The 16,005-nt window shown below is 69.3% G+C and carries 14 protein-coding genes, 1 tRNA gene and 1 pseudogene; 6 read left to right on the forward strand and 10 right to left on the reverse strand.

The annotated features are described in order from the left end of the window. Nucleotides 1-43: 43 nt before the first annotated feature. Entirely contained in the window at nt 44-1,828 is a 1,785-nt protein-coding gene (locus N2652_03520) for an ABC transporter substrate-binding protein (protein MCX7818267.1), read from the reverse strand. Nucleotides 1,829-1,916: 88 nt separating this feature from the next. Here N2652_03520 and N2652_03525 point away from each other — a divergent pair, with 88 nt between their 5' ends. Further along, the gene (locus N2652_03525; protein ID MCX7818268.1) at nt 1,917-3,071 is read left to right on the forward strand and encodes a deoxyguanosinetriphosphate triphosphohydrolase; all 1,155 of its coding nucleotides are present in this window, start codon (nt 1,917-1,919) and stop codon (nt 3,069-3,071) included. Nucleotides 3,072-3,097: 26 nt separating this feature from the next. After that, complete coding sequence (trpD, locus tag N2652_03530) at nt 3,098-4,111, forward strand: anthranilate phosphoribosyltransferase (GenBank protein MCX7818269.1); 1,014 nt, start codon at nt 3,098-3,100, stop codon at nt 4,109-4,111. Between the two features lie 61 nt (nt 4,112-4,172). On the opposite strand, the gene N2652_03535 is transcribed toward trpD, so the two are convergent. From N2652_03535 to N2652_03575, 9 genes and pseudogenes are all read right to left on the reverse strand, one after another. Then, nucleotides 4,173-4,247: transfer RNA gene (locus N2652_03535), tRNA-Glu, on the reverse strand. A 48-nt stretch (nt 4,248-4,295) separates the two neighbouring features. Then, entirely contained in the window at nt 4,296-4,964 is a 669-nt protein-coding gene (nth, locus tag N2652_03540; protein MCX7818270.1) for an endonuclease III, read from the reverse strand. 5 nt (nt 4,965-4,969) lie between these two features. Beyond that, nucleotides 4,970-7,213: a polyribonucleotide nucleotidyltransferase gene (locus N2652_03545; protein MCX7818271.1), complete on the reverse strand. Its 2,244-nt coding sequence runs from the start codon at nt 7,211-7,213 to the stop codon at nt 4,970-4,972. A gap of 130 nt (nt 7,214-7,343) precedes the next feature. Beyond that, complete coding sequence (gene rpsO, locus N2652_03550) at nt 7,344-7,607, reverse strand: 30S ribosomal protein S15 (protein ID MCX7818272.1); 264 nt, start codon at nt 7,605-7,607, stop codon at nt 7,344-7,346. 108 nt (nt 7,608-7,715) lie between these two features. Beyond that, nucleotides 7,716-8,381 carry a hypothetical protein gene (locus N2652_03555; GenBank protein ID MCX7818273.1) on the reverse strand — a complete coding sequence of 222 codons (666 nt, stop codon included), beginning with the start codon at nt 8,379-8,381 and terminating at the stop codon, nt 7,716-7,718. A 300-nt stretch (nt 8,382-8,681) separates the two neighbouring features. Further along, nucleotides 8,682-9,590, reverse strand: coding sequence for a glycosyl hydrolase (locus tag N2652_03560; GenBank protein MCX7818274.1), 909 nt, complete (start codon nt 9,588-9,590; stop codon nt 8,682-8,684). A gap of 157 nt (nt 9,591-9,747) precedes the next feature. Then, nucleotides 9,748-10,170: pseudogene (locus N2652_03565) on the reverse strand (glycosyl hydrolase). Nucleotides 10,171-10,181: 11 nt separating this feature from the next. Continuing rightward, entirely contained in the window at nt 10,182-10,550 is a 369-nt protein-coding gene (locus tag N2652_03570; GenBank protein ID MCX7818275.1) for a glycosyl hydrolase, read from the reverse strand. A gap of 611 nt (nt 10,551-11,161) precedes the next feature. Then, nucleotides 11,162-11,542: a hypothetical protein gene (locus N2652_03575; protein MCX7818276.1), complete on the reverse strand. Its 381-nt coding sequence runs from the start codon at nt 11,540-11,542 to the stop codon at nt 11,162-11,164. 125 nt (nt 11,543-11,667) lie between these two features. On the opposite strand from N2652_03575, the gene N2652_03580 reads away from it, so the two are divergent. From N2652_03580 to N2652_03595, 4 genes are all read left to right on the forward strand, one after another. Continuing rightward, a complete protein-coding gene (locus N2652_03580; GenBank protein ID MCX7818277.1) occupies nt 11,668-12,534 on the forward strand; it encodes a 3'-5' exonuclease in 867 nt (288 codons plus the stop codon). A 70-nt stretch (nt 12,535-12,604) separates the two neighbouring features. Next, on the forward strand, nt 12,605-13,348 hold the full coding sequence (locus N2652_03585) for a 2-phosphosulfolactate phosphatase (protein MCX7818278.1): 744 nt from the start codon (nt 12,605-12,607) through the stop codon (nt 13,346-13,348). Further along, nucleotides 13,335-14,693 (forward strand): deoxyribodipyrimidine photo-lyase, encoded by a 1,359-nt coding sequence (locus N2652_03590; protein ID MCX7818279.1) that lies wholly within the window; start codon nt 13,335-13,337, stop codon nt 14,691-14,693. The genes N2652_03585 and N2652_03590 overlap by 14 nt, the downstream gene beginning before the upstream one ends. Next, on the forward strand, nt 14,680-15,978 hold the full coding sequence (locus tag N2652_03595) for a competence/damage-inducible protein A (protein MCX7818280.1): 1,299 nt from the start codon (nt 14,680-14,682) through the stop codon (nt 15,976-15,978). The genes N2652_03590 and N2652_03595 overlap by 14 nt, the downstream gene beginning before the upstream one ends. Nucleotides 15,979-16,005 lie beyond the last annotated feature (27 nt).

The raw sequence follows: 16,005 nt of genomic DNA on the forward strand, positions 1-16,005 counted from the left end.
AATCTTCACGGCGGTCGGCGACAAGGCAGCGCGGTGAATAGCTCTATCGGGAGGCCGCGGTGGATGGCCGGTGGACCACCGCGGAAAGGCATTCGCGGTAGTTTGAACGGAACCAGGCGGTCCACCGCGCCAAACGTTCGTGACGGCGGAGGGGCACCGCGGGAGCGATTGCGGAGCGCCAGTTAAGCGGCTCGGGCGAATCGGGCAATCGTTCGAGCACCGCGATCGCGCGCGGTTGGGCCTCCGGCCCGCCGTTCGCGAGAATCGCGCGCCAGGCGGCACAAAGCTCGTCATGGGAGTCCACGCACATTGCGCGGACCAGGTCGCGCAACACGCCGAAATGGTCGGCGGTCCAGCGCGGTCGGTAGGTGAAGGACTCGGCCAGCCGGTAGGGCTGCCGGTCAGGCGCGGTGAGATCTTCCTCCGTATGGGGGCGATGCTGCTCGAACACGTTTTGCAGCACCGGGTTCGCGGAAGGGTAGAAATCGCGGCGGACCGGCATCCGCCGCAGTGCGTAGCGCTCCGGACCGCCCGGTGCACCCACCCGGTAGGCCCACAGCCGCTGGCCCTCGGGGGAAAGCACAAATTCGATGAATCGCGCGGCGAGGGCCGGCTGCTCGGCGCCGCGCAATCGGCCGACCGGGTCACCGCTGATGGTGGTGCCGCCGGGCGGGGCGTGAAAGACGACGCGGCGGCCGCCGTCGGGGCCACGGCTGAACTGTTCCTGAAAGCGGGCGTAGAAGTCGATCGCGAGGCCCGCGGCGGCGCGGCCATGGGCGACATCGAGCGGGATGCGGCTGGAAGCGTCGGCGAACTGGCGGCTGTTGGCGCCGAGCCGCTGGAGGCGAAGTACGCCGAGGCGCCAACCATCTTCGACCGCCCGCTGGTATTCTGCCGGAACGCCGGGCGGCAGCTCGCCGGGGGGGCGGCGCGCGGAGCGAATCTGCTCCTCCCAGGCGTCGATCTGCGCGTCGGTGAAGCCGGCCGCGTGCACCCGGTCGCGGCAGGCTTCGTGCACGATCATCTCGAACGCTTTCGCGACGCTGCCGCTCTTGGTCGGGTCGGCGAGTGCGAGTGTGCCGAACCATCGGGGATCTTCGAGGTCGGCCCATCGGACGGGCGGTGCGGCGCCGAGCTCCCGGCAGCGATCGAGGTTCGCCATGATGCCGAAGGCGCTGACCGCGGCTGCGAAATAGCGGTCGGTGCGGAGCGTTTCGCCGCCGACGGTTTCGGGGATCAGTTCGGTACCGTCTTCGGTGGTGAACAGGCCCGAGGGCGCGCTGCCGGGCGGCCAGGGGGGCACGAGCATTCCCTGTGTCGCGGCGCGGTGGAAATCGTACTGCCCGCCGCCGAAGAACACGTCGAGCCGGCAACCGAACTCGGCGGGGCTATCGGTGGATCGGTATTCGCGCCAGAGGTCCTCTGCGAGGGGGTCGCCAGTGGGCGGCGTGGCGCGGAACATCGCGGCGGCGAGGTCGGCGCGCCACGGTCGGCCGCGCCGGCGCCACCAGGCGCGGACCGCCTCGGTGTACTGGGTCTCAAGGAAGCGCGCGATCTCGGTGGTTCCGCCGATCACGATCCACTGCACGTCGACCGGGGTGCCGTGTCGCTCCGCGTGCCAGCGGGAGAACGCGCGTGCAAACTCGCGCCGGATCGCGTCGTTGTGCGGCGAGATCACCGCCAGCCGAAGTGCGACTGGGGCGGTTGGCCCCGGCGCTGCGGTGCGACCGTCCGAGCGGCGCAGTGCGAACGGCAGCCCGATCAACACCGCAAGGCCGATCAGCGGTGTCGCGCGCTCGAGCATGTGAAGGAGGCGGTACCGCGTCACGCGGCCACTGTAGCGCGTTGGGCCCGGCCAGCAAGGCCGGGCGCACCGGGATTTGCGGCGGGCCGGTGGGGGCGGTAGGCTGCCAGGGATGATCCTGGGGCGGACCGAACACGAGGCGGCGGAGGCGCAGCGGCTCGCGCCGTGGGCGGCGCGCAGCGCGCAGTCGCGGGGCCGCGTGTACCCGCAGCCAGCGCACGATCTGCGCAGCGAGTTCCAGCGCGATCGCGACCGCATCCTGCACAGCCGGCCATTTCGACGGTTGGAGTACAAAACGCAGGTGTTTGTGAACGGCACCGCGGATCACTACCGCACGCGGCTCACGCACACGATCGAGGTCGCCGCGGTCGCGCGCACGATCGCGCGGTGCCTTGGCGCCAACGAGGACCTCGCCGAGGCGATCGCGCTCGCGCACGACGTGGGTCATTCGCCGTTCGGGCACAGCGGCGAGGCGGCGCTGGATGAGCTGATGCGCGACTGGGGCGGCTTCGACCACAACGACCAGTCGTGCCGCGCGCTCGAATTGATCGAGCTGCAATATCCCGGATTTGCGGGGCTGAATCTGACCTGGGAGGTCCGCGCCGGGCTGCGGAAGCATCGTGCAGCGTCCGCCGAACCGCTCGATGGGTATCCGATTGGGCCGCAGCCGATGATCGAGGCGCAGATTGCGGACGTCGCCGACGATGTCACCTACCATGCACACGACGTGGACGACGCGCTGGAGGCGGGGCTGATCGGGGAGGATGATTTGCGGGAGCTGGAAATCTGGCGACGCGCAGAGGCGCGCGCCCGCGCCCAGGGCGCCGGCGAGCCGGACGACCGGCTGCGCCGGCTGGCGGTGCGCAATCTGTTGGACATCCAGGTCGAGGACGTGATCCGCACCAGCGCGCAGCGTCTGGAGAAGGAGCGGCCGGACTCGGTCGAGGCCGTGATGAGCGCGTCGCGACGCATGGTCGACGGCAGCGAGGAACTGCGCGCGATGGTCGCGCCTCTGCATGCGTTTCTGTTTCAGCGGGTGTACTTTCATCCAGCGGTCGCGCGCGCGAACGAGGAGGCGGTTCGGCTGATGCGTCGCCTGTTCATGCACTACTTGGAACATCCGGAGACGATGGGTCGCAAGGCCCGCGCGCGAATCGCCACCGAGGGGCTCTGGCGCACGGTTTGCGATTACATCGCGGGGATGACGGACCGCTACGCGCTGGAGGAATACCAGCGGTTTGGTCTGGACGCCGGTCGGCCGGCGTGACGGCTCCGCGCAGGGAGGGCATCGCGATGATTCGGGAGCTCATCGGGCGGCTGGCGGCGGGTGGGCGGCTCACGCGGGAGGAGGCGCGGACGGTGATGCGCGAGATTATGGCGGGCGAGGCGACGCCCGCGCAGATCGCCGCATATCTCACCGCGTTGCGGATCCGTGGGGAGACCGCGGAAGTGATCGCCGGCAGCGCGGAGGCGATGCGTGAGTGCTTCACTGCGATCCGTGCGCCGCACGACCGGGTGGTGGACACCTGTGGCACGGGGGGCGATGGTGCGAAGACCTTCAACATTTCGACTGCCGCGGCGTTCGTTGCCGCCGGCGCCGGTGCGACGGTCGCGAAGCATGGCAACCGCAGCGTATCCAGCGCCTGCGGAAGCGCGGACGTGCTGGCCGCGCTCGGCGTGAACCTCGACCTGTCGCCGGACCGGGTGGAGCGGTGTCTTGCAGAAACGGGGATCGCCTTTCTGTTTGCGCCGCTGCTGCATCCGGCGATGAAGCACGCGATTGGACCGCGGCGCGAAATCGGGATCCGCACCGTCTTCAACATTCTGGGGCCGCTCTCGAACCCGGCAGGCGCTCGGCGCGGTGTGCTAGGCGTCTACGACGCGCAACTCGTTGGTCTGCTCGCAGAGGCGGCGCTCGAGCTGGGTGCGGTGCATCTCTTTGTGGTGCACGGATCGGACGGCCTCGATGAGATCACGCTGACCGGTCCGACCGCGGTCGCTGAGGTCCGCGACGGGCGGGTCCAACGGTATGAGCTCCACCCGGAGGAGGTCGGCCTGCGGCGGTGCGGGCGTGGGGAGCTCAGCGGCGGTGATGCGGCCGCGAACGCGGCGATGCTGCGGGAGGTTCTGGGAGGTGCGGGCGGTCCGCGGCGGGACGTGGTCTGCCTGAATGCGGCCGCCGCGATCGTCGCGGCGGGGCTGGCCGCCGATTTGCGCGAGGGGGTTCAGCGCGCTCGGGCGGCGATTGATTCGGGCGCGGCACTCGCGAAGCTGGAGGCGTTGATTGCGTTCAGCCGGGCCGCTTGACCGCCAGGTCGGATCTGACCTCGCCGGAGGCATCGGCAGAAGAAACGCGGCGGGGATGCGATGGCGACCCCAACGGGACTCGAACCCGTGTTTCCAGGATGAAAACCTGGTGTCCTGACCTCTGGACGATGGGGTCCGCCGGAGCCGCGAAAGAATACCACAGCGGCGCGGGGCGGCAACCGCCCTAGCGACCGCGCCGGCGCGCGACGGTCTGTGCGGAGGGGCAGAGGTCAGCGACGGGGCAGCGCTCGCACGCGGGCCGGCGGGCGGTGCAGCAACGACGGCCGTGAATGACCATGCAGTGCGAGAAAACGGACCACTCCGTCGGCGGGATCAGTTCCCGCAGACGGAACTCGATCCTCACCGGATCGTCATCGTCAACAAAGCCCAGCCGGCGGCTGACGCGGGCGCAGTGGGTGTCCACGATGATGCCCTGGCCACCGAACGCGGTGGCGACGATGAGGTTGGCGGTTTTCCGGCCGATGCCCGGTAGTTGCACGAGCGTGTCAAAGTCCGACGGCAGCTGGCCGCCGTAGCGCTCGACGACCACTTTCGCGAGTTCGCGGATGTTGCGCGCTTTGTTGCGGAAGAATCCGGTTGGGCGGATTTCCGCTTCCAGCTGTTCCTGAGAGAGCGCCGCCCAGTCGGCCGGCGTTGGATGGGCACGGAAGAGCGTGGGCGTGAGCCGGTTCACACGTTCGTCGGTGCACTGCGCCGAGAGAATCGCCGCCACCGCCAGTTCGAACGGCGTGCGCCAGTGGCGAAGCTCGCAGCCGGCATCCGGATAGGCCGCCTTCAGTCGCGCGAGCACTTTTGCGGCGCGTTGGGGCTCCGCGGTGGTGGAGGGTTTCATCGTGCTCAGCGCCGGCGGCCGCCTCCACCGCCGCCGTGGTGGCCGCCGCCCGAGGGCGGACGGCCGCCGTGGGGCGCGCCGCTGCTGCGGTGTGGTGGCGGGGGAGGCGGCGGACGCGGCGGTGGGGAGGAGGAGGCCGCACCGGTGGTCGTGCCGTCGCGCTCTGCGAGCGCGGCGCGTCGGCTCAGCCGGATCTTGCCGTTTTCGTCCACGTGGATGCACTTCACCCACATCAGATCGCCGACCTTGCAGACGTCCTCCACGTTGGCGACACGAAAATTCGCCAGCTCGCTCACGTGCACCAGGCCCTCCAAGCCCGGCAGGATTTCGACGAACGCACCGAACTCCTTGATGCCGGTGACGCGGCCCTGGTACGTCTTGCCGACCTCCGCTTCCGCTGTGAGCAGGCCGATCTCCCGCTTCGCGGCCTCCATGCCCTCCGCTCGGACGCTGTAGATGCGGACGGTGCCGTCGTCTTCCACGTCAATCTCGACCTTGTAGGTCTCGGTGATCCGCCGGATAGTTTTGCCCCCCGGTCCGATCAGCGCACCGATCTTGTCCACGGGGATCTTCATCACCTCAACGCGCGGCGCGTAGGGGGAGAGCTCCGGCCGCGGCGCCGCGATCGTACGGGTGATGTGGTCCAGAATCTGCAGTCGCGCAACGCGGGCCTTTTCGAGGGCCTGCTCCACGATCTCCCAGTCCAGCCCGCGCAGCTTCAGGTCCACCTGAAAACCGGTGATGCCGTCGCGGGTACCCGCGATCTTGAAATCCATGTCCCCGCAGTGGTCTTCCGCCCCAATGATGTCGGTGACCAGCACTGGAGGGTGGCCGTCTGCGGTGAACAGGCCGATCGAGATGCCGGCGACCGGTTTGGCCAGCGGCACGCCGGCGTCCATCAGTGCGAGCGTGCCCGCGCAGACGCTCGCCATTGAGGACGAGCCGTTGGAGCCCATGATCTCCGCGACCACGCGCACGGTGTAGGGATAGTCCGCCGGCATCATCGGACGGATGGAGCGCTCTGCGAGCGCGCCGTGGCCGATCTCGCGGCGGTTCGTGCCGCCCAGCCGTCCCACTTCGCCGACGGAGTAGGGCGGGAAGTTGTAGTGGAGCAGGAAGCGCTTTTCCTCGGGGCCGCCCGCGATCGCGTCGAGATCCTGTGCGTCCTCGTGGGTGCCCAGCGTCACGGTGGCCAGCGCCTGCGTTTCGCCGCGGGTGAACAGCGCGGAACCGTGGGTGCGTGGCAACACGCCCACGCGGCATTCGATGGGCCGCAGTTCGTCGAAGCCCCGTCCGCCGATGCGGCGGCCGCGCTCGAGCACCTGCCGCCGAACCGCGTCGATCTCGAGTGCGTCCAGCAGCTGTTTCACCTGGCCGGGTGTGAGGTCGGGCCGTGTTTCGGCGAGCCGCGCGCGCACGCCTTCGAGGATCTCGCTGATCCGCTGCTGCCGCTCGAGCTTGCCCGCGATTTCGAGCGCCTCCGCGAGCGGAGCGGCCGCCCACTCGCGCGCGAGCGCGAGCAGCTCCGGGGAGACCGCGGGCTCGTCGGCGATCGTCCGCTCGGGCAAACCGAGCTGCCGGCGCAGCTCCAGCTGCGCGTCGCAGATCTTCACGACCTCCGCGTGGGCAAACTTCATCGCGGCGAGGAAGTCCGCTTCCGAAACCTCGCGGGCGGATCCCTCCATCATGATGAACTTCTCTCGGGTGCCGGCGTAGATCAGATCGAGGTCGCTGGAGGGCAGCACCGAGTGGCCGGGGTTGATCACCCACTGCCCGTTGACGCGCCCGATCCGGACCGCGCCGATCGGGCCGAGGAACGGAATTTCGGAGATCATCAGCGCGGCGCTGGCCGCGACGATGCTCAGCACGTCGGACTCGTTTTCGCCGTCCGCGCACAGCAGCGCGTTGTTCACCTGTACGTCGTTGCGGTAGGACTTCGGGAACAGCGGCCGCAGCGGCCGGTCGGTCATGCGCGCGACGAGGATTTCGCGCTCGGTCGGCCGAGACTCGCGCTTGAAGTAGCCGCCGGGCATGCGGCCAGCCGCGTAGAATTTTTCTCGGTACTCGACCTGGAGCGGGAGGTAGTCAATGTCCTCGCGCGGGGTCTTCGTGCAGGTGACCGCCGAGAACACGACGGTGTCGCCGAGGCGGGCGGTCACCGCACCTGCCGCCTGTTGCGCGAGCGTACCCGTTTCGAGGATGAGTGTGCCCGTCCCGACGGGGATCTGGACCGTATGCGACTGATTCATGGCTGTGCGAGATCCGAGGGTGATCTCATGCGCGAGCTTCTGACGGCCTCCCCGACCGTCTCCGGTCCGACCCGGACGGCCCCCGCCCGGTGATGCGGGACCGCCCCGGCGGGGCGGCGCCCGTCTGCGCTCAATGCCGCAGACCGAGTTTTTCGACCACCCGACGGTACCGTTCGTGGTCCGTTCGCTTCAGATAGTCCAGCAGGCGGCGTCGCTTGCTGACCATCAGAATAAGACCCCGGCGGGAGGCGTGATCCTTGCGGAACCGCTTCAGATGTTCCGTCAGCGAGGTGATCCGATTCGTCAGCAGTGCGATCTGCACTTCCGACGAGCCGGTATCCTTCTCGTGACGCTGGAACTCCCGTGGGATCTTGCTGGTGGCCGCGCTGTGCATGAAGCAACCTTCGTCTCTCTCTGTTCCTCTGTTGTTGTTTTGCTCGGCGGAGACGGTACAAAACGCCGCTGCCGAACGCAAGCCCGACGGACGGCGGCGCCGCGGTGCTCAGCGTGGGCGTCGGCGTCCGAGCACCACCGGACCGAGCAGGCCGGAGGGCAACAGCGGCGTTCCCGGCCGGTCAGGGTTCCAGGTGGTCCACGTCTGCCGCTGTTCGGGCGGCGGCGCGGCGTCCGCAATCAGCCGGTTGGGCCACAGGTTCGCCACCTCGATTTCGAGGTCGTTTGGTCCCTCGCGCAACGCGCTGGTAAGCTCGACGCGGAACGGCGGCGTCCACACCACGCCGACTTCTCGCCCGTTGCATCGCACGCGTGCGATCACCTCGACGCGACCGAGATCCAAATACCAGCGCGCCCCCGGCTGGATCGACTCCACCGGCAACCGCACCTGTTGCCGGTATGTCGCGACGTCGGCGAAGTGACGGATGCGTTCGTGGGGGTGTTCGTTCCCCGCCTGGAGCGCCTCGAACACCCCGGCCGCCGGCGCACCCCGGCCGGGCTGGAAGGCGACCTGCCAGGGACTGTCCAGTTGCAGCACCGGTTCGGGCGCGCCGTCGAGGGGGGCGCCTCCGCTGCTGGGCGGCGGGCCCCCGGCGAGTACGATGAACACCGAGCCGTGTGGCGCCAGTTTCAGCGGCACACGCAGGCGAGCGTCGGGTTCGGTCGCCGCAGTAAGGTCGACGATGCGGCCGTCCTGCGGGTCCCACAGCGACACGTGTGGGGCCTAAGCTCGGAGGCGACAGTTCGCGCAAACCGCGGAAGGAGCCGGGTTCGCGACGAAGTAGATGCCGATGCCGCCCCTTCGGTGGTGAAAGTGGCGCAGTGGTATGTCCGACTCGAAATCCGGCAACACACCGATCTCCGACAGCACCGGGGCGGCTCGTTCGTAGGGCGGATAGGGCGGTGGAACTCGGAGCGCGAAATCGCGGCTTGCACTTCGGCCCGACGGGGGCGTGCCGGAAGGGCCGATCGGGCGCGCCCGAACCCAAGGGCCCTCGGGCTGGGTGGAGCACTCTCAGGATGAGTCGGTGGAGACGACGCGGCGCCGTCCGTCCGGATAGCTGAACTCGAGCGTCGCGTTCAGGCCAGCGAGGTTGGAGCCGTCCCCGCCGTTGGTGGCCACGATCTCAACGAGATTAGTTCTCGGCCGGAGTCTGGCCAATACGTCCATCGCCACCAACTCAAGGAAGGTGGCCTCCTTCCCGACCGTCCGGCCGTTGACCAGGGCGCGAAACGCGTTGTCCGCGGTGGCGATGAGTCGCGCGGGCAAGGGGCGAGAAGCCTCCTCAAGGGCAAGGCAGAAACGGAAATGGCGCCGCCCCGGCGGCGCTCGCATCGGATCGGTTTCGGGAGACCAGGTCCACTGGCTGGCGGCATCCAGACGGCGGGTGACGGTTGGGGGCGCCGCCGGAGTGGGTGTGGAGCGCGGCGGCGCGAGCAGCCGTCCGCGCCCGACACGCCGCCAGGTCGGTTGTGTCAGTCGCGCGACGCCCGAGAGCTCGTCGGCGATCTCGCGCACCTTTGCGTCCGCGGGCGCCCCGCCGGCGCGTGAGGGCGAGGCGAGCGGGCGCGGCCCCATGGCAGTGGCGGCGTTGCGCACCAGCGAGCGGACCGTCTCCACGAGCTCCAGCGTCATCGATTCCGTTTCGGGCAGCACGAGCAGCGCGTACTCCGCACCCCCCTCAAAGGCGATTCGCCCGTTGCGAACGCGCGCGCCGGCGCAGCGTTGCCGGGTCGCACCCCCCAAACGCGTGGGCGCGGAACGACGGCATTTCCGGGTCGCCCCCGAGCGCGGTGGGGGGCGGGCGGAACACCTGCGGCGCGCCTTCCGGCACGAGGTAGAGAAGAGAATGTCCCCCACCGGCGCGCCGAGGCGTAGCAGGTGCTGGCAGCGGGCGATGTAGCGGTGATATGCGAACGACATGACCCACCACGTCTGGGTCTATTGGCAGTGAACGCCGTAGGGGCCCATCGTCATGCCCGGCCAGCGGTCGGGGTGCGGCTGATGCGCGAAGGTTGCACAAGAGGAGCCGGTTGAGGCCGATGGGGAACGCCGAGTCGGTTTGCCCCTTCATCGCGCCGGGGTGCAGTCGCCAGTCCTTGCCCGGCGTGGCGGTGAACGATTCGGCCGCGACAATCGGCCGGCCCATTCTGTGGGCGATGGAGACCGCCTCGATGCAGTTGTAGACCGTGTTGAAACCGTAGCCGACGGCCCAGAATTCTCCCCGGGGAATGTACGCGACGGAGCCCAGAAACAGGTCCACGCAGAGATTCATGTCGTACGGCTCGATGGAGAGCTGCAACCTGTGCCGGTGAGCCATCTCCCGAAGCACGCCCACGTGATGACCCACCACGAACTCCTGCGCGGTCTACCGCGGGTCCCAAAGGAACTTCTCCGTCTCTACCGCTCTGTGGACCACACAGCCGTCCAACGCGGGTAGGAACGGCAAAAAATCGTAACCGCGCCATCGCCGGAAGTCGACTGACCAATTCTGCGAGCTCATCTCCGCCCTATCTATCGAAAGTGCAGCGTGGTCAGGCCGACGCCGCGGGGGCGGCGCTCCCGCATCTCGAGGAGCGGTCGGGGAAAGTTCGTGAAGTGCGGTTCGAGGGGGGGCCGACTGAACTTGTCCGTCTCCCAACCTACTCCCGGCTCGGGCGCGGGGCGGGTGGTTTGGCCGGTCAGCGTGCGGCCGAACCAAAGCACGGTCCGTGAGCCGGGGGGCACCTCCCACTCCAGGCCTCCCTCCTGCCGCAGCTGGTCGCTGAGGTCGAGCCCACGATCGGCGGGGTGCACTGCTGCGGCGGGACCGGCGGCGCAGCCGCGGGTCGGCCAGCCGCGCCAGCACGCCCGGCTGCGACGAAAACGGAGCGCGGTGATCAAGGGCCTTTTTCTCCGCGTCCGGTATCCGCGCCTCACCCTCCGGTATGGGGAACGCAAGCAGGGCGACGTCTTGGTAGAACTCGCGCGATGTCGTGCGAAGGTGCGGCGGCAGCGTGCGCTCACCGAAAAAGGACGGTCTTGGTCGGGGACTGGGCAGTACCACGCATACTCGCGCCGGACCGGCGAGGCTGATGGAGGCGGCTACCAGCTGCTACATCGCCTGGTCCGGCGAAACCCTGAGCCACCGGTTCCACACCAGCCCGGTCCGGTGCCGAGCGCGATTTCCAGGCCGAGCCGTCCTGCTTCTCGCACCGCGTGACCGATGCCGGCCCGATGCATCGTCTCGGGATCGGCGGTCTTCGCCTCGCGGGAGAGGTTGCCGACCATGAACTACCAGTACACCCAGGGGTGGGCAGCATCGGGTGGCTCTCGGAACTGTCAGGCGTGCGCACGGATGGGCAAAACATCATTCGCGGCGGAGGCGCTCGCCAGCAGAGCTGTGAAGCCGGCACGAAGGCGGCGGGCGGGCGACGTGGTGGACACCCGACATGGGGTGATGATGGTGCACGCGGACGCCGGACTCCGGAGACGGTGCGGGGAACCGGGGTCCGTCAGGGCGAGCGAATCGAGAACTCGCCGTCGTACTCTCGCCAGTCCCAATCCGAGACCCGCACCCGGATCACGGTGAGCCGGGCGGTGACCACATCCACGTCCCATGCCGCGTGGCGCGGGCCCTCGCGCTGGTCGAGTACGACCCGGTGCAGACCGGGGCGCAGGTCCCAGGCGGCATCGTCGTAGCGGTCGAGCAGGCCGGCGTCGCCGCCGTTGATGTACACCCGGATGCGGTCGCCGGTGAAGTTGTCGAGAATCAGGCTGCCGTAGCCGGCGGGCGGGGTGTGGTCGTAGTCTCGCTCCTCGCAGCCGCCCGCCAGCAGCAGCGCCAGCAGCGTCACTGCTGCGAACCCCACGCGGCTGGTTCGTGCGCCAGACATTGCCGAATGCCTCCGGGATCACTGTACGCCCGATTTGCGGCCGGGCCAAGTGGGCTCAGCCAGGTCGGCAAGGATTGCGGAGGAGGGGGGGGCTCCGGCATAACAGGAGCGGAAACCGACCGGTAATGCTGCCGAAGATCCGCGATGTCGTGTGGGTGTTTGATTGCGAGTGGGTGCCCGATCCGGCTGCCGGCCGGCTGCTGTACGGATTGGCGTCCACCGCGACCGATGCGGAGGTGCTCGCCGAGATGTGGCGCCGGAATGGCGCGACCGATGAGAATCCGTTTCCGTTTCTGAAGTATGCTCTCTGCCGGCTGGTCAGCATCGCGGTGGTCGAGCGGCGGGTGAAGAAGGGCGCGGACCCCGCGGTCACGCTACTGTGGTTGCCGCGCCAGCCCGAAGACCCGGCGCAGGCGGCCGAGCCGGACATGCTGCGCAAGTTTCTCGAGGCGGTGGGTCGGCACCGGCCGCAGCTGGTCGGCTTCAATTCGCAAGGGTCGGACTTGCGGGTGTTGCTGCAGCGCGCGGTGGTGCACGGCCTGCCGTTGCCGGAGTTCTGTCGCCGGCCGCAGAAACCGTGGGACGAGGAGCCGGATTATCTCGCGCGGTTCAATCAAAACCCCTGGAACGTGGACCTGCTAGAGACGCTCGGCGGGGGAAGTCGCGCCGCCACACCCTCGCTGCACGAAATCGCCGTACAGTGTGGCATCCCCGGCAAGTTCGACGCGGAGGGCCCGCAGGTCGCGCACCTGTGGCTGGCCGGTCAGTGGCCGGCAGTGATCCGGTACAACTGTTGCGACGCGATCTCGACGTACCTGCTCTGGTTGCGGATGGCCTTCGTGGGCGGTCTGTTCGACCGCGACCAGTACGAGCTGGAGCAGGAGCTGGTGCGCGAGATGCTGATGAACCTCGCCGAGCAGCCGGACGGGGAATGGGCGGAGCGGTATCTTGACGAGTGGCAACGGCTGGAGGAAGCGACAGGTCAGCTTTGAGCGCACCGCGCCAGCACGGTTCCGAAGATTGGACGGCACAAGGGAGGGTGCGTCCAACCTTTGGACACGAATGGGCCGCCGGTCCGTACGCGCGGTGATTGTCCGGTTGGCCAGAGGTCTGGAGGGGGCGGCAGCCGCCCGCGGTGACGTGGTGATTGTGGACGTGTTCCGCGCGATGACGTCTGCGGCGGTGCTGCTGGCGCGTGGCGTTGCGGAACTGCTCTGGACGCCGGACGTCGCCGAGGCGCTGCGCTGGCGCGCGACGGGGCGGGTGGACGTGTGCGCGGGGGAGGTGGAGGGCCGCCCGCCGCCGGGGTTCGACCACGGCAACTCGCCGGCCGAGCTGTTGCGCGCCCCGGTGGTGGGGCGGCGGGTGGTCCTCTCTACGCGCGCGGGGGCGGCCGGGCTGGCCGCGGCGGCGCCGAGCGCCCGACGGCTGTGGGGCGCGGCGCTGGTGACCCTGGAGGCGACCGCGTGCGCTCTTCGAGCAATGGCACCCGAGATGGTGACGATCGTCGCGATGGGGTGGGCGGGACGCGAGCGGACCGCGGAGGATGAGTTGTGTGCGCGCGCGCTCGCGGCGCGGTTGGAGGGGCGCCGGGTGGACGGGCGCCAGCTGGTGCGGCGCCTGCGGGCATCCCCGGAGGCACGCAAGTTCGGGGATCCGGCGCGGCCGTGGTTTGCGGCGGAGGACCTCGAGATTGCGCTCGATCTCGACCGGTACGAGTTTGCGATCGCGGTGGCGCGTGGCGATGACGGCGTGCTCCGCTCGCGCGCGGTCCCCGCGGAGGGCACCGGCGATGGTGGAGCCTGAACGGGTGGCGGTGTTGAATCCGGCGCCAGAGCGACCGGACGGCCGGTATGTGCTGTATTGGATGCAGCAGTCGCAACGCGCGGAGTGGAATCCGGCGCTGGCGCGCGCCATCGAGCATGCGAACCGCTTCCGGCGCCCAGTCGTTGTCGGCTTTGCGCTGACGCCGTCGTACCCAGATGCGAATGCGCGGCACTACTGTTTCATGCTCGAAGGCCTCGAGGAGGTTCGTCGCACGCTCCAGACGCGGGGCATCGGCTGGGTGTTGCGGATCGGGGATCCTCCGGAGGTGATTGCGGCGCTCGCTTCGGAGGCCGTGCTGGTCGTCACCGATCGTGGGTACATGCCGGTGCAGGTTGCGTGGCGGCGCGAGCTCGCGGCGCGGGTGCACGTGCGGCTCGAGCAGGTCGAGGGCGATGTCGTGGTGCCGGTGGAGACCGCCTCGGATCACGAGGAGTACGCCGCGCGCACGCTTCGGCCAAAGATCCACCGGCATCGCGCCAGGTTCTTGACCCCGTTCGCGGAGCCGGAAGTGGCGGTGCGCTGCGATGCGGCGCCGGTGGGGGAGGTGTGGACGAACACTGGGGACCTGCTGCGACGGCTTCGGGTGGACGGTTCCGTTGCGCCCTCCACCATCTTTCATGGCGGCACTTCGGAGGCGCGGCGACGGCTGCGGCGGTTCATCGCGGCCCACCTCGGCGTTTACCCGGAGCTGCGCAACGACCCGACCGCGGGCGCACAGTCGGAGCTAAGCCCCTATCTGCATTTCGGGCAGATTTCGCCGGTGGAGGTCGCGAGGGCGGTGCTCGAGGCGGAGGCCCCCCGCGCGGCGAAAGAGGCATTCTTGGAAGAGCTCATCGTCCGGCGCGAGCTTTCGATGAATTTCGCGCGCTACAACCCGCGCTGCCAGCACTACGACGCGCTGCCCGCCTGGGCGCGCGCGACACTCGCCGCGCACGCCGGCGACCCACGCCCGCATGTGTACACGCTCGAGCAATGGGAGGCTGCTGCGACGCACGATCCGGCCTGGAACGCCGCGCAGCGCGAGATGGTGATCACCGGGAAGATGCACAACTACATGCGTATGTACTGGGGCAAGAAGATCCTCGAGTGGAGCCGGTCGCCAGAGGAAGCGTTCGCGATCGCGCTGCGCTTGAACGATCGCTACGAGCTGGACGGCCGCGATCCGAACTCCTGCGCCGGTGTCGCGTGGTGCTTCGGCAAGCACGATCGCCCGTGGGCGGAGCGGCCGGTGTTCGGGACGGTGCGCTATATGAGCGCCGCGGGTCTGCACCGGAAGTTCGATGTGGAGGAGTACATCCGCCGCTGGCGCGATGCCCCGCGCTGAACGGGCGCCGGGACTGGCGGGACGATGCAGTTTCGCTATGCTGCGCCGCATGGCGGGCGTGGAACTGGTCGCAACCGGCGCGGAACTGCTCAGCGGTCGCACTGTGAACACTCATGCGCAGCGGCTGGCGCACGCGCTGGCGCCGCTCGGGCTGCGACTCACGCGCGAGACCTCTGTGCCGGACGATCGCGCCGCGATTGCGGACGCGGTGCGCGGGGCGCTCGCGCGCGCGACGGTCGTCGTTGTCACCGGCGGACTGGGGCCGACGGAGGACGACGTCACGCGCGAAGCGGTCGCGGAGCTGCTCGGCGCGGATCTGCGGTTGGACGAGCCCTCGCTCGAACGGATTCGCGAGCGGTGCGAGCGCTACGGGCAGACGCTCACCGAATCGCGCCGGCGGCAGGCGCTGGTGCTGGAGGGTGCGGAAGTGTTGCCCAATCCCGTCGGCGCGGCGCCCGGGGAACGGCTGACGCTGCCGGACGGGCGGACGCTGTTTCTGCTGCCCGGCCCGCCGCGCGAGTTTGAGGCGCTGCTGAACGGTCAGGTGTTGCGCTGGCTGCGCGAGCATGCGGGCGCGGAACCGGTGGTCGAGGAAGTGCGAATGATCTGCGGGCTGGGCGAGTCGGACGTGATCGAACGCCTGCAGGCGGCGGGATTTGATCCGCGGCCGTTCGAGCTGGCCTACTGCGCGGCGCCCGGGCAGCTCGAAGTGCGGCTGACCGGCACTGCGGCGGACGCGTCGCGGCTGGCCGCGCTGGCACGGCAACTGGAGGAGATCCTCGGCGAGCACGTTTACTCGCGGCAGCGCGAGGATCTCGCCGCCGTAGTGGCGCGCGAACTGCTGAGCCGCGGCGCAACGCTCGCGGTCGCGGAGTCGTGCACCGGTGGGCTGATCATGCAACGGCTGACCTCGGTGCCCGGCAGTTCGCAGTGGTTCCGCGGCGGGGTGGTCGCCTACGCGAACGACGTGAAAACCCACTGGCTGGGCGTGCCGGAGCCGATGTTGCGAGAGCATGGTGCGGTCAGCGAGCCAGTCGTGCACGCGATGGCACTCGCGGCCCGCGAACGCTTCGCGGCCGACTACGCGCTGGCGACCAGCGGCATCGCCGGCCCCGGCGGCGGCACGCCAGAGAAGCCGGTGGGGCTGGTCTGGTGGGCGCTGTGCGATGCGCAGACCACACTGGCTCGGTCTCGCCGTTTCCCGGGCGATCGCGAGCTGGTTCGCCAGTGGGCGGCGCAGTTCACTCTGGATCTGCTCCGACGGCGGCTTCAGGGAGTGGTCTGATCGGTGCGACGCCCCATCAACCCGAGG

The sequence above is a fragment of the Kiritimatiellia bacterium genome (genome assembly GCA_026417735.1).
Taxonomy (GTDB): Bacteria; Verrucomicrobiota; Kiritimatiellia; order PWTM01; family PWTM01; genus CAACVY01.

Bases quoted from the DNA above. Each gene is read 5' to 3' on its own strand.
- rpsO (MCX7818272.1), bottom strand. From the start codon at position 7,607: ATGCACAGCGCGGCCACCAGCAAGATCCCACGGGAGTTCCAGCGTCAC.
- N2652_03560 (MCX7818274.1), bottom strand. From the start codon at position 9,590: ATGTCGTTCGCATATCACCGCTACATCGCCCGCTGCCAGCACCTGCTA.
- N2652_03595 (MCX7818280.1), top strand. From the start codon at position 14,680: ATGCCCCGCGCTGAACGGGCGCCGGGACTGGCGGGACGATGCAGTTTC.
- N2652_03580 (MCX7818277.1), top strand. From the start codon at position 11,668: ATGCTGCCGAAGATCCGCGATGTCGTGTGGGTGTTTGATTGCGAGTGG.
- N2652_03525 (MCX7818268.1), top strand. From the start codon at position 1,917: ATGATCCTGGGGCGGACCGAACACGAGGCGGCGGAGGCGCAGCGGCTC.
- N2652_03545 (MCX7818271.1), bottom strand. From the start codon at position 7,213: ATGAATCAGTCGCATACGGTCCAGATCCCCGTCGGGACGGGCACACTC.
- nth (MCX7818270.1), bottom strand. From the start codon at position 4,964: ATGAAACCCTCCACCACCGCGGAGCCCCAACGCGCCGCAAAAGTGCTC.
- N2652_03590 (MCX7818279.1), top strand. From the start codon at position 13,335: ATGGTGGAGCCTGAACGGGTGGCGGTGTTGAATCCGGCGCCAGAGCGA.
- trpD (MCX7818269.1), top strand. From the start codon at position 3,098: ATGATTCGGGAGCTCATCGGGCGGCTGGCGGCGGGTGGGCGGCTCACG.
- N2652_03575 (MCX7818276.1), bottom strand. From the start codon at position 11,542: ATGTCTGGCGCACGAACCAGCCGCGTGGGGTTCGCAGCAGTGACGCTG.
- N2652_03585 (MCX7818278.1), top strand. From the start codon at position 12,605: ATGGGCCGCCGGTCCGTACGCGCGGTGATTGTCCGGTTGGCCAGAGGT.